This is a genomic window from Sorangium sp. So ce426 (assembly GCF_051475585.1).
GTDB classification, from domain to species: Bacteria; Myxococcota_A; Polyangia; order Polyangiales; family Polyangiaceae; genus Sorangium; species Sorangium cellulosum_B.
In genome coordinates, this window is record NZ_CP150341.1 from 10,254,632 (window position 1) to 10,266,975 (window position 12,344).

Consider the following 12,344-nt stretch of genomic DNA (forward strand, 5'->3'; position numbering starts at 1 on the left):
CGCCTCCGCTAGACTGGAGCAAAGCGACAGGCGCCCATGTTAACGCGTTGCGACGGCACGCCGACCGGCTAGAACGGCTCCCCGGAAGCAACGAGCGCTGACGACAGGAGCCCCCATGACCACTGCAATGCAGATGCCCATGATGCCGCAGACGATGTCCCCCATGATGGCGACGCCGGAGATGGCCGCTGGCGCATCCATGATGCCCGGCATGATGGGCATGCCAATGATGCCCGGCATGATGGGCATGGGCATGCCGATGATGCCCATGATGGGCATGATGCCGGGCATGATGGGCATGAGCATGCCGATGATGCCCGGCATGATGGGCATGGGCATGCCGATGATGCCCATGATGGGCATGATGCCAGGTATGACGGGTATGGGCATGCCGATGATGTGCAAGATGTCGTGTGAGATGACCAAGGACGGAATGATCTGCAAGATGATGCCGCCCGAGGGCATGTCGATGGACGTGCTGAAGGAGCGCTGCGAGGCCATGACGAAGATGATGTCGTCCGGGATGCCCATGATGATGATGTGCGGCGGGATGCCCATGATGATGTGCACCCCCGCAACGACCAAGTAGCGCGGCCGCAATCCCTCCTCGGAGCAGCGGAGCGTCGGCGCTCACCGGCGTCCTCGCGCGGCGGCGCCCCTCCTCCGCCCCTTCCCCTCCCCCCTCCCCCGTTCCTCGACGAGGAGCGCGCCCGCCTCAGGGCGCCGGCAGCGAATACGTCATCACCAGGTACATCAGCGAGTCGACGTTCGCCGGGTTGCGGTAGACGTGCGGGACATCCGCCTGAAACACGAGCGCGTCGCCCGTCGCGAGCAGAAACCGCTGTCCGTCGACGCTGATTTCAACGGTCCCCTGACAGACCACGATGTTCTCGGTCGTCCCGGGCGGGTGGGGATCGGCATTCTCGACGCCGAGCGGGGCCAGGCAGAGCTCGTAAAACTCGACCGTTCGCGGCGCATCGAACGGGAAGAGCGCGCGCGAGGTGAACTTGCCGTCGTGCGATGTCAGCCGCTTCGCGCGATCCCCGCGCAGCAGCATGGGGCCGCTCGCCGAGCGGGCGCTGACGAGCGCCGAGAACGGCACGCCGAGCGCGCGGGCGATCTTCCAGACGACGTTGATCGTGGGCGCGCTGCGGCCGAGCTCGACCTGGCCGAGCATCGCGCGGCTCACGCCGGAGATCTTCGAGAGCCGCTCCAGCGAGAGGCCGCGCCGCGTCCTCAACCGCCGAAGGTTCTCCCCGACAACATGCGTGAGATCCGGCGGCGAGTCGTGGTGAGCGACCTCATAGGTCCACTCCTCCTCCAGCTCCTGCGCGCCGGGCCTGGCCGGCTGCACGTCGAGCGCGACCGGCAGCGCGCCGTTCACCCGGGGAAGGTCGCTGTTCTGTCGGACGGATCTCATGGGAGGATGGGCGCCACTCTACACGGGATCTCAGGGTCGGCAAACCAACCAAATTCGTGGCTGCGTCATGATGAGTGGGATCGATCATCAGGCAATTTCCGTCGCTCCTAGGATATCGCCTGAACCCGATCCGTGACGTCCCTGTCACATTCGCTTTCCCCTCGGCGCGTTCGCCTTCCGCGCAGGGTCGCGCTTCCTCCCAGCGCGCTTCGCCACGCTCGCTCCCCCGCAGGCTCGCTCGCCACAGGCCTCTTCCCCCCGCAGGCGCCTTCCCGCGGACCGCGTCCCAGGACGCTCGCGCTTCCCCGCCCCTCTCCGCCTCCGGTCCGCCCCCGGCCGACGAGTCAGGTCCGCGTCCAACCGTCCCTACCGCCAGCGCGCCGAAGCGGCTACAACCTGGGCTCGCTGTGCGGCACGCTGACGCAGCGCGCTCAAGCACCGAGGGCTTGCCGATGGACCACGACATCGACGACGTGATCGACGGCCGGTACACGCTGATCGAGGTGGTGGGTCAGGGAGGCCACGGCGTGGTCTACCGCGCCCTGGACCAGGAAACCGGCGCGCACGTCGCCGTCAAGTACCTGCGGCCCGAGTTCGCCAGCGATCCCGCCCTGAAGGCCCGCCTGCGGCGCGAGGCCCGCGCCATGGGCGAGCTGGCCGGCACCAGCGCGACGCACGTCTTCGCGTTCAGCGAGGCGCCCGACGGCACCCTCTACATCGTCATGGAGTTCCTGAAGGGCAGCGATCTCGAGACCGCGCTGCGCCAGCTGGAGGCGCGGAACCAGCGGCTCCCGCTCGACGAGATCCGCGAGCTGTTCCGCCCGATCGTCGACACCCTCGACGCCGCGCACGCGCGCGGCATCGTCCACCGCGATCTGAAGCCCGCGAACATCTTCGTCCTCGACCACGACACGGGCGTTCCTTCCTCCACCTCCCCTCACCGCGGGAGCGCGCCGGCCCGCGCCGGCACGGCGGCGCGGGGGCGCGTGCGCTTGCTCGATTTCGGCCTTGTCAAGGTCATGCAGGCCGACCCCCTCACCCGCGAGGGCGCGATCCCCGGCTCGCCCAGCTACATCGCGCCCGAGGTATGGAAGGGCCGGCCCCAGGAGATCGACCACCGGATCGACGTCTATTCGCTCGGCGCGGTGCTCTTCCGCGCGCTCGCGGGGCGCCTGCCGTTCGCCGGCGCGAGCCGGGTCGACATCCTGCTCGCCGCCGCCCGCGGCCCGCGGCCGAGCTTGCACGCCTTCCGTCCCGACCTGCTCCCCGAGGTCGACGCGTGGGTCGCGCGGGCGCTCGCCGTGGCCCCCGAGGAGCGCTTCCAGGACGTCCGCTCGCTCTGGAGCGCGCTGGAGCCGCACCTCGACCGCGCCGATCGATCCGGGGGCGAGCCTGCCGGCGGAGGCGCGATCCTGCGCTGAGCACGTTCCTCACCCGACCGCCTTGCGACGCGGGAAGCGGCGCTGGTAGCGTGGTGCAAACCATGCCTGAACCGAGGGCCGCAGGATGAGCTCCTCGCCCGGCCTGTTGCAGCCGAATACGCGGTTTCGCAACCGTTACCAGGTGCTGCGCGTCATCAAGGCGGGCGGCATGGGCGCCGTCTACGAGGTGATGGACGACGTCACCGCGGCGCGCCGCGCGCTCAAGGTGATGCTGCCGAGCCTGCTCGACAGCGAGGAGCTGCGCGCCCGCTTCGCCCTCGAGGCCCGCATCACCGGCGTCATCGAGAGCGACCACATCGTCAGGACCTCGGACGCCGGGGTCGACGAGGAGACCGGCACCCCGTTCCTGGTCATGGAGCTGCTCCGCGGCGAGGAGCTCGGCAGCCTCGTCAAGAAGCGCGGCGCCCTCCCCGCCGAGGACGTCGCGCTCTACCTGTTCCAGGCCGCGCTCGCGCTCGACAAGACGCACGCGGCGAGCATCGTCCACCGCGACCTCAAGCCGGACAACCTGTTCGTCACCGTCCGCGACGACGGCTCGCCGTGCGTGAAGATCCTCGACTTCGGGATCGCCAAGGTCATCGAGCAGCACCACGCCTCCACGCTGACGCGGCAGATGCTCGGCACGCCCGTGTACATGGCGCCGGAGCAGATCCGCGCCGAGCGCAACGTCGGCCCGCGCGCCGACATCTACGCGCTCGGGCACGTCGCGTACGCGCTCCTCGTCGGCGAGTCGTACTGGGCCCAGGAGGCCGAGGCGACCGCGTCCCCGTACATGCTCGCGGGGGAGCTCCTGCGCGGCGCGATGGAGGCGCCCAGCGAGCGCGCGGCGCGGCGGTCCTCGGCGGCGCTGCCGAAGGAGTTCGACGGCTGGTTCCTCAAGGCGACGGCGCTCAAGGCCGAGGACCGCTTCGAGCGCGCCTCCGTCGCGGTCGGCGCGCTCGCCGCCGCGCTCGACGTCGCCATCCCGCGGGCCTCGCGCGTCATCCTCCTGCCGGAGCCGGCGGCGCCCGCGCCGAGCGCGAACCCGAGCCCGACCGACCCGACGCTACCCTCGAAGCCCGGCACGGCGAAGGGCTTCGCCGAGGTGCCGACCGTCACCGTGCCGGAGCTGTCGTCGAAGACGCCTCCCTCACGCCCCGGTCCGGCCTCCTACCCCAGCCCGCCCTCGCGCTCCGTCACGCCGTCGGCGCCCCATCCGCCCTCGCGCTCCGTCCCTCCCTCGTTCTCTTCCGCGCCGCCCGCGCCGTCGGCCGCCTCGAAGTTCGCGGAGACCCGACCCCGGACGCCGCCACCCCTCGACCCGCCGGGCCGGACGGGCCTCTCCGGGAGCGAACCGCCGAGGAGGACGGATGTCACCTCGAGGCGCGAGCGCGCCCCGCAGCGGCGCTTCACCGTCAGGCCCGACACGTCGACGGGGGTCCTCCACGTGAAGGTGTGGGGGTTCTGGGACATCGACGAGGGCAAGGCGTACCTCGACGAGTTCCGCCAGAAGGCCTCGACGCTGCTCAACCTCGGAAAGCCCTGGTACGTGCTCGCCGACATCGCGGACTTCCCCCCGCAGAAGCCCGAGGTGAGCCCGTACGTCGAGCAGACCATGGCCTACGCCGTCGAGCACGGCATGCGCAAGGCGGCGAACCTCGTGAACAGCGCGCTCTCGAAGATGCAGATCTCCCGCCTGTCGGCCGCCATGGGGCTGCCCGAGTACTCGTTCTTCACCGCGGAGGCCGACGCCGTCGCGTGGCTCCTGAAGGGCTGAGCGCGAGGGGGCCGAGGCCGAGCGCGAAGCCGGCCACGAGGGGCTGAGCGCGAGGCCGGCCACGAAGAGCCGCGCGCGCTCAGCCGAGGACGAACCGCCGGATGCGCCCGGCGAGGCTCCGCACCTTCTCCTCGGCCTCGAGGTAGCGCTCGGCCGCGTCGCGCAGGTGGGCCTGGCGCGACGCCATGAGCAAGCTCAGCTCGATCACGAGCTGCGGGCGCGCCTCGATGATCGGCTGCAGGGCCTCCTTCGTGATCTGGTAGAGCACCACCTCGTCGACGGCGCGCACCGTCGCGGTGCGCTCCTCGCCCGTGAGCAGCGCGAACTCCCCGAAGACGGCGCCCTTCTCGAGCGCGGCGACCGTCGAGTCCTGCCCGTCGGGGTGCCGCACCAGGACCTCGACGGCGCCGGACGCGACGACGAACATCGACGAGTCCCGCTGCCCCTGCAGCACGATCCGGTCGAGCGGCCCGTACTCGATCCGGCGCGCCTTCGTGGCGAGCTTGCGGAGCTCGCGATCGAGCAGCGGCTTGAAGACCGGCGTCCGCCGGAGCAGCATCATGAGGTCCTCGGCGCTCGCCTCCCGCGCCGCCTTGCTCGGCTCCTCGAGCTCGATCGACGGCGCGGCCCCGTGGCCGTCGCGCCGCTGCAGCGCGGCGAGGTGCGACGGGTTCTTCTCCATGTACGCCTCGAGCAGGCTCGCGTTCCGCGGGATGCACTCGTCGCCCGTGTAATCCATGAGGTTCCGCTCGGCGGCCCACCGGGCGACGTCGTTCATCGACTTCCGGTACTGCCGGCACGCCGCGGGGAAGATGCCGTCCTGGTCGCCGAAGAGCCCCGTCAGCGCCTCGGGCATCAGGCTGAGCCCGAACAACCGCATGTCCCCCCGCTGGTGCCAGAGCGCGAAGTCGCGCCACCGCGGATCGATGTGCGCGAGCTCCGGGAACGCGAGCACGTTGTTCTTGAGCACGGCCCGCTCCGCGTCGCGGAACACCCGGTGCCACGTCTCCTGCGCGTTCCACAGGTTGGGGCCGGCGAGCTCGATCGCCTTCTGCAGGTCCGCGTGGTGGGCGTGCAGGAACGCGAGCGTGGCCTTCTGCTTGCGCATCAGGTTCGTCAGGCTCACGGGCCCGGCCGCGAAGAAGCCGGCCGCGCGCGGCGCGATGTGCCGCATGTCCCAGACCTGCGCCCACGCCGCGACGTCGATCGACGCGCGGATCGGCGCGAACGCAGCGCCCTCCTCGAAGGCCTCGCGCTCCCCCGGCGAGAGCATGTCCGGGTAGTCGTGCTTCACGGCCTCGAAGATGCCGAGGCACGTGAGCAGCTCGAGGTAGAGGCCCACCCGGAGCAGCCAGCGGGGGTCGGGGAGGTTGCGCCGGTGCTGCTCGAGGTCCTGGTGGATGGCCCGGAGGTACAGGAGCGCCTTGTCCATGCCGATGGTCAGCACGGGGAACCACGGGTGATAGCCGACGTGGAGCTCGTCGATCCCGAGCGCCCGCTGCTGGATCTCCGTGTCCGCCTTGACGAGCCGGTCGAGCAGGCGCGCGTAGAGCGAGCCGAAGCGGCCGGTGTCGAAGATCTCGATGTCCGTCGACTCGGAGGCCACCGTCCTGCCCGCCTCGCTGAGCTTGAGCTCGACGCGGAGCTGCTGCCGGAACAGGCTCGCGAACGTGAACGGCTCGAAGCCGTCGGTGACGCGCCGCCGGAACGACTCGGGCAGGTCGCCCCAGAAATAGCCGCCGCCGGTCTCCTCGCCGGGGGGGTGCGGCACGAGCTGCCGCGCCGGCACGATGGTGGCCACGTAGACCGTCTGGTGGAACGAGTTCCACGGGGCGGGCTCGAGCTTCGGGACGGGGTAGGACGAGGTCGAGACGATCTGCGGGCTGAGCGGCACGTCCATGAGGCCGGGCACCGGGCACGGCTCGCCGCCGTCGGGGCTCGCGGGGAGGAACCACGCCGACAGGGTCACCTCGAACGGGCGCTCGAAGGGGGCGACGAACGCGTAGATATCGCGCAGCCGATAGAGCAGCCACACCTCGTCGCCGAGCTCCGACGGGTCGCCGGAGGTGTTGATGCAGCCGACGCGCTCGCTGCACCCGTGCCCCGGATAGAGCGCCTCGTCGACAGGCCGCTTGCCGGGCTCGAACGGGATGAGCTCCAGCGACGGCGAGAGCTCGGCCGACTCCTCCTCCGGGCTCTGGCGTGCCTCGAGCTGGCGCAGGTACTGCCGGACCCGGGCGAGCTTGTCTTCCCAGTCCATGCCCTCCACACGGCTCATCAGCAGCCGCTTGAACTGCCTCTGGAACTCCTTCGGGGTCATCATGCTGCGTCCACCTGAGTTGCCGGGGGCCAGACAGGCCCTCCGCGAGAGCTTACCGGCTTCGCGCGCGCGGCGTCGTGCGATCAGCGCGGCGCGTGGCGTCCGGCGGTCAGCGCGGCGCGCGCCGCCGGGGGCTCGGCGCGGCGCGCGGCGCTCCGCGATCGGGCCGAGACCACGTCGGTGCGAGCCCCTTGCAGCGCCGCGTCTCGGAAGGTACGGGCTCAAGCCCTATGGCTATCGAGATCCGCGAGCTCCGGAAGGGCGACAAGAAGGTCCTGAAGGACTTCCTGAACGTGGTCGACACCGTCTACGAGGGAGAGCCCAACTATATCCGCCCGCTCGACTTGGACATCTCCGATCGGCTCGACAAGAAGAAGAACCCGTTCTTCGAGCACGCCGAGGGGACGGCGTGGGTGGCGTACAAGGACGGCCGGCCAGCGGGCCGGATCACCGCGCAGGTCGATCACGAGCACCTCCGGGTCCACCGCGACGAGACCGGCTCGTTCGGGTTCATCGATACGATCGACGACGCCGAGGCGGCCGGGGCGCTGCTCGCCGAGGCCGCGGGCTGGCTGCGCGCGCGCGGGATGAAGCGCATGCGGGGCCCCTACTCGCTCTCGACCAACGAGGAGATCGGCTGCCTCATCGAGGGCTTCGAGCTCCCGCCGGTGATGATGATGCCCTACCACCGGCCGCACCAGGGCCGGCTCATCGAGCAGGCGGGGCTCGAGAAGGTGAAGGACCTCTACGCGTGGGGCTACGAGGTCGGCAACGTCCCCGCCCGGGCGCAGAAGGCCCACGCCGAGGTCCTGGCGATGCCGGAGGTGCACACGCGCTGCGGCGATCCGAAGAACCTGCTCCGCGACATCCGGATCCTCATGGACGTCTACAACGACGCCTGGAGCGACAACTGGGGCTTCGTCCCGATGACCGAGAAGGAGCTCGTCAAGTGGGCGAAGGACGTGCGGCTCATCCTGATGCCCGAGCTCACCAAGATCACGTTCATCGACGGCGAGCCGGCCGCCGTGTCGCTCGGGCTGCCCGACCTCAACCAGCTGATCAAGGACTTCCACGGCAAGCTCCTCCCTGGCGGCATCTTCAAGCTGCTGTGGCGGCTGCGCGTGCGCGGCCCGAAGCGCGGGCGCCTCGTCGTGCTCGGCATCCGCAAGAAGTGGCGCCACGTGCGGCGCTACGCCGGGCTCAGCGCCTTCCTCTACGTCGAGATGAACCGCGCGGCGCACCTGCTCGGCATGGAGGGCGGCGAGCTGGGGTGGACGCTGGAGGACAACGCCGCCATCAACGCGGGCATCCGGCTGATGGGCGGCCGGATCCACAAGAAGTACCGCGTCTACGAGCGGGCGCTGTGATGGACACGCGCGCCGCCGGGCGATCGGCGCGGGCGGCTCGACGCGGGCGCCGGGACCGGAGAGGAGGAGCGGATCGATGAGGGTGCTGGTCACGGGCGCGAGCGGGTTCCTCGGCTCGCACGTCGCCGAGCAGCTCGTGGAGCAGGGGCACAGCGTCGTCGCCCTGGTGCGGCGCTCGTCGGACACGAGGTTCCTGTCGTCGCTGCGCGGGGTCGAGCTCGCGTACGGCGCCGTCGAGGACGCCGAGAGCGTCCGCCGCGCGGTCGTCGGGCCGCCGGGCGTCGACGCGATCGTGCACTCGGCCGGGCTGGTCAAGGCGCGCGACGAGGCGGAGTTCTTCCGGATCAACGTCGACGGCACGCGGAACCTGCTCGACGCGGCGAAGGCGGCGGGGGCGATTCGGCGGTTCGTGTTCGTCTCGAGCCTCGCCGCCATCGGCCCCAGCCTGGACGGGCGCCCCATCGCCGCCGATGCGCGCCCGGCCCCGGTGACGCGCTACGGGCGCTCGAAGCTCGAGGCCGAGCGGCTGGTCCTCGCCGAGAAGGGCGCGTTGCCCGTGGTCGTCCTGCGCCCCCCGATGATCTACGGCCCGCGCGACCAGGAGTCGTTCGCGTTCTTCCAGAGCGTCGCGCGCCGCTTCCTCCCGATGCTCGGCGACGGCAGGAACACGCTCAGCGTCATCTACGCCTCCGACGCGGCCGCCGCGTGCATCCGTGCGATCGAGAGCGACGTGCCGAGCGGCCGCGCCTACTTCATCGACGACGGAAGCGTGTATGTGTGGCGCGACATGCTGGCGGACGTGGAGGCGGCGCTCGGCGCGCGGGCGCTCGTCCGTCTCGGCGTCCCGTTCTCGCTCGTGCGCGGCGCCGCGCTCGCGAGCGAGGGGCTCGGCCGCCTCACCGGCAAGGCCGTGATGCTCACGCGCGACAAGCTGAACGAGCTCTCCGCGTCGCACTGGGTCTGCGACTCGAGCGACGCCCGCCGGGAGCTCGGCTGGGCGCCCGAGGTGAGCTGGGCGGAGGGGACGCGCCGCGCGGTCGCCTGGTACCGCGAGCATGGCTGGCTGTGACGTGACGCCGCGCCGCGCGCCGTTTGACGCTCGCCCGCGGCCTCCGTACCGTAAACGTATGTCCCGCTGTCCGCCGGTTGCCCCGGGCCTCGTCGCGATGGCGCTCGGCCTGACGGCGGCGCCCGCGCAGGCACAGGAGCCGCCTCGAGACGGCGCCGCCGCGGCGGCTCCGGACGCGGGCAGCGCGCCGGACGCGCCTGCCGCGCGGTCGGCCCTGCGCGGCGCCGTCGTGGTGGCGGTGGACGACGCGAGCGCCGAGGCGGCTCGCTCGCTCGCCCGCGCGATCTACGGCGACCCCGCGCTCCGCCCGCCCATCGACGAGGCGACGGCGCAGGTGCTCGCCGGCGATCCGCCGCGCCCGGACGCGCCGGCCGCCGTGAAGGAGCTCGCGGAGGTGCGCCGCTCCGCCGGGCGCGCCGAGTCCGAGCCGGTCGCGCGCGGGCTGCTCGCGTCGCTCGGCGCGGGCGCAGGCGCGGCGCTCGTCGTCGCGGTGAGCACCGCGCACGGCCACCCCGTGGCGCGCGTGCTCCGGGTCGCGGGCGCGAGTTACGCGCCGCTCGAGCTCGGCGCGACGGTCCAGCGGACCGCCGACGGCGCGGCCGCCCCCGCCGGGGCGACCTTCGGCTGGCCGGGCGCGGGCGCGGCCGTGCGCGCGCTGCTCGCTGGAGACGAGCGGAGCGGAGGCGCGGCGGGTCGCGCCGCGACGCCGCCCGCGCCCGCCTCATCGCCCCAGGGCTCCTCGGGACCTCGCGGACCTCGCGCCGACGTCGTCCAGGCGGCGCCGAGGTTCGCGGGCGGCGACGCCAGCTCGTCGGGGCCGTCGGAGCGGCGCTCGACGTGGAGCTCCCCCTGGTTCTGGGGGCCGCTCGCCGGCGTCGTCGCGACAGGGATCGTCGTGCTGGTGCTGGCCCAGACGGGCGGCGATGACGGCGACACCGTGCACCTCCGGGGCCGGATCGCGCCATGACGCGCTCCTCCCGGCGCAACCCGGCGGGGCTCGGGCTGAGGCTCGCCGCGCTCCTCTGCGTCGCGATCGTCGCCGCGCCCGCGCGGCTCGCCGGCGCCGCGCCCCGCGTCTACGACGCGCCCGCCGCGACGCGCGACGGCAGCGCCGATCTCCCCGTGCCGCCGCCGCCGCCGGCGTACCACACCGAGGATCTCGGCTGGATCGAGCTCGCCTATCACCCGTCCACCCGCGACCGTGTCCGCCCGCTGATCGCCCGCGCTGGCGACCTGCGCGCCGAGCTCGGCGCCCTGCTCGGCCGCGACGTGCTGGCCGCCCCCGTGAAGGTCCGGATCGCGGATGTGCCCGCCGAGCTCGACGATCTCGTCCCCGGGGGCCTCGCTGGCCCCGTGACGGCGATCTCGTTCGGCGCGCTGCGGCTCGCGGTCCTGAGCGCCTCTCCGCGGCTCGGCGCCGAGGCGCCCGATCTCGAGGGCGCCTTCCGTCACGCGCTCGCGCACCTCGCCCTGGACGAGGTGACGGGCGGCGCCGCGCTCCCGCGCTGGTTCCACGAGGGGTTCGCCGCCCACGTGGCCGGGGACCGCAGCGCTCGTCGCGCGCAGGTGCTCTCGGTCGCCGCGCTCCGGGGGCGCCTCCTCCCGCTCGACGAGCTCGAGGCGAGCCTGACGGGCGCCGAGGACACGGCCGGCTCGCTGCCCCACGCGCAAGCGGCCGACGTCGTCCGTTTCCTCGTCGAGGACGAGCGGCGGCAGAGCTTCGTGCGCGCGCTGGCTCAGGTGCGCGGCGGCGTGCCGCTCGAGGCCGCGCTCGGGGCCGCCTATGTCTCGACGGGCCGCGAGATCGAGCTCGCGTGGCGCACCAGCGTCGCGCGCCGCTACGGCTTCGTCCCGGTGCTGGCCGGCTCGCTGATGGCGATCGCGCTGCTGGTCTCCGGCCGGCTGGCCGTGCAGCGGCTCCGCCGCCGGAGATCGCCGCCGCCTCCCGCGCCGCGCCGCCGGCTCCGCGCGGCGTCGGAGGTACGCCACCGGCCCGCGCGCCCGTCCACGGTCCAGCTCGTCGCCACCCTGGGCGCGCGTCACCGCAACGAGGTCGACGGCGACGCGGACGTCCCGAAGGTGGAGCACAACGGCCAGTGGCACACGCTCCACTGAACGCCACGGAGGAGGCCCCTCCTCGGCCCGATCCCCCCGGACCGCGGCGCCGCCTGACGGAGCTCGCGCTCGGCGCGGCCTGGCTCATCGGCCTCGCCGCGGCCCTGCAGATCGTGTCCGTGATCCTGTCGTCGAGCCCGCTCGCGGCGGCGCTCGCCGGCGCTGTCGTCGCCGACGTCGTCGCGGCGCGGGCCGGCGTGCAGTGGACCGACCCTCTGGAGCCGGAGGGCCCAGGCCGCCGCGCGCGCCTCGCCCGTCGCGTCGGGCTCGGCGCTGCGCTGGGCGCGCTCGCCGTGCTGATCACGCTCGGCGTCTCCGCGGCGCTGGGGTGGGTGACCGTCGAGGCCGGGGCGCCCTCGGCGAGCTTCGGCTTCGCCCTGGCGCGCGCGATCGCCCTCGCTGTCCGCGACGAGCTCCTGCTCACCGGCATCCCGTTCGCCGCCGCGGCGCGCGCCGGCCTCTCGCCCCGCCCCGCGCTCGTCTTCTCCGCCCTCGCGCACGGCGCCGCGCTCGGGCTCGCGCCGGGCGCGTCCCCGTCGAGCTTCGCCCTCGCGACCGCGCTCGGCGCGCTCGCCGCGGCGCTCTTCCTGCGCGGCCGCGGCGTGTTCGCGGCGGTCGCCGTCCACGCGAGCTTCACCGCGCTCGCGGGCGCAGGCCTGCGCGGCGCCCTGCTCGACGCCACGTGGATCGACGGCGCCCTCGCCGCGGGGACGCAGGCCTCCGGCCCGCCTGCCTGGCTCGGCGCGGCCGTGCTCGCCATCCTCGCCGCGCTCACCCTCCGGCGCCGGCGCCCTGCAGCCTGACCGTCCAGCACGGTAAAGCGTCCCTGCTCCGCGCGGCCGCCACGGAGCTCTC

At 73.0% G+C, this 12,344-nt stretch carries 10 protein-coding genes; 8 read left to right on the forward strand and 2 right to left on the reverse strand.

The annotated features are described in order from the left end of the window. Positions 1 to 115: 115 nt before the first annotated feature. A complete protein-coding gene (locus tag WMF44_RS38325) occupies positions 116 to 589 on the forward strand; it encodes a hypothetical protein (protein WP_437294999.1) in 474 nt (157 codons plus the stop codon). Positions 590 to 715: 126 nt separating this feature from the next. Here the strand turns inward: WMF44_RS38325 and WMF44_RS38330 are convergent, their stop codons facing one another. Beyond that, a complete protein-coding gene (locus tag WMF44_RS38330) occupies positions 716 to 1,420 on the reverse strand; it encodes a helix-turn-helix domain-containing protein (RefSeq protein WP_437295000.1) in 705 nt (234 codons plus the stop codon). Positions 1,421 to 1,872: 452 nt separating this feature from the next. Between WMF44_RS38330 and WMF44_RS38335 the strand changes: the two genes are divergently transcribed. After that, complete coding sequence (locus WMF44_RS38335; protein ID WP_437295001.1) at positions 1,873 to 2,841, forward strand: serine/threonine-protein kinase; 969 nt, start codon at positions 1,873 to 1,875, stop codon at positions 2,839 to 2,841. A gap of 85 nt (positions 2,842 to 2,926) precedes the next feature. Beyond that, entirely contained in the window at positions 2,927 to 4,618 is a 1,692-nt protein-coding gene (locus WMF44_RS38340) for a serine/threonine protein kinase (RefSeq protein WP_437295002.1), read from the forward strand. A 79-nt stretch (positions 4,619 to 4,697) separates the two neighbouring features. On the opposite strand, the gene WMF44_RS38345 is transcribed toward WMF44_RS38340, so the two are convergent. Further along, the gene (locus tag WMF44_RS38345) at positions 4,698 to 6,941 is read right to left on the reverse strand and encodes a cyclic nucleotide-binding domain-containing protein (RefSeq protein ID WP_437295003.1); all 2,244 of its coding nucleotides are present in this window, start codon (positions 6,939 to 6,941) and stop codon (positions 4,698 to 4,700) included. A gap of 227 nt (positions 6,942 to 7,168) precedes the next feature. Between WMF44_RS38345 and WMF44_RS38350 the strand changes: the two genes are divergently transcribed. The 5 genes from WMF44_RS38350 to WMF44_RS38370 all read left to right on the forward strand — a co-directional run bounded on the left by WMF44_RS38350 (position 7,169) and on the right by WMF44_RS38370 (position 12,292). Further along, positions 7,169 to 8,305: a hypothetical protein gene (locus WMF44_RS38350; RefSeq protein ID WP_437295004.1), complete on the forward strand. Its 1,137-nt coding sequence runs from the start codon at positions 7,169 to 7,171 to the stop codon at positions 8,303 to 8,305. A gap of 76 nt (positions 8,306 to 8,381) precedes the next feature. Continuing rightward, positions 8,382 to 9,374: an NAD-dependent epimerase/dehydratase family protein gene (locus WMF44_RS38355; protein ID WP_437295005.1), complete on the forward strand. Its 993-nt coding sequence runs from the start codon at positions 8,382 to 8,384 to the stop codon at positions 9,372 to 9,374. A 58-nt stretch (positions 9,375 to 9,432) separates the two neighbouring features. Beyond that, positions 9,433 to 10,341, forward strand: a complete 909-nt coding sequence (locus WMF44_RS38360) for a hypothetical protein (protein ID WP_437295006.1) — start codon at positions 9,433 to 9,435, stop codon at positions 10,339 to 10,341. After that, positions 10,338 to 11,489 carry a peptidase MA family metallohydrolase gene (locus tag WMF44_RS38365; protein ID WP_437295007.1) on the forward strand — a complete coding sequence of 384 codons (1,152 nt, stop codon included), beginning with the start codon at positions 10,338 to 10,340 and terminating at the stop codon, positions 11,487 to 11,489. Before WMF44_RS38360 ends, WMF44_RS38365 begins: the two co-directional genes overlap by 4 nt. After that, positions 11,471 to 12,292, forward strand: coding sequence for a CPBP family glutamic-type intramembrane protease (locus WMF44_RS38370; RefSeq protein ID WP_437295008.1), 822 nt, complete (start codon positions 11,471 to 11,473; stop codon positions 12,290 to 12,292). The genes WMF44_RS38365 and WMF44_RS38370 overlap by 19 nt, the downstream gene beginning before the upstream one ends. The last annotated feature ends 52 nt before the right edge of the window (positions 12,293 to 12,344 follow it).

Excerpts from the sequence above, each read along its gene's own strand:
- WMF44_RS38325 (WP_437294999.1), top strand. The coding sequence starts at position 116 with ATGACCACTGCAATGCAGATGCCCATGATGCCGCAGACGATGTCCCCC.
- WMF44_RS38330 (WP_437295000.1), bottom strand. The coding sequence starts at position 1,420 with ATGAGATCCGTCCGACAGAACAGCGACCTTCCCCGGGTGAACGGCGCG.
- WMF44_RS38335 (WP_437295001.1), top strand. The coding sequence starts at position 1,873 with ATGGACCACGACATCGACGACGTGATCGACGGCCGGTACACGCTGATC.
- WMF44_RS38340 (WP_437295002.1), top strand. The coding sequence starts at position 2,927 with ATGAGCTCCTCGCCCGGCCTGTTGCAGCCGAATACGCGGTTTCGCAAC.
- WMF44_RS38345 (WP_437295003.1), bottom strand. The coding sequence starts at position 6,941 with ATGATGACCCCGAAGGAGTTCCAGAGGCAGTTCAAGCGGCTGCTGATG.
- WMF44_RS38350 (WP_437295004.1), top strand. The coding sequence starts at position 7,169 with ATGGCTATCGAGATCCGCGAGCTCCGGAAGGGCGACAAGAAGGTCCTG.
- WMF44_RS38355 (WP_437295005.1), top strand. The coding sequence starts at position 8,382 with ATGAGGGTGCTGGTCACGGGCGCGAGCGGGTTCCTCGGCTCGCACGTC.
- WMF44_RS38360 (WP_437295006.1), top strand. The coding sequence starts at position 9,433 with ATGTCCCGCTGTCCGCCGGTTGCCCCGGGCCTCGTCGCGATGGCGCTC.
- WMF44_RS38365 (WP_437295007.1), top strand. The coding sequence starts at position 10,338 with ATGACGCGCTCCTCCCGGCGCAACCCGGCGGGGCTCGGGCTGAGGCTC.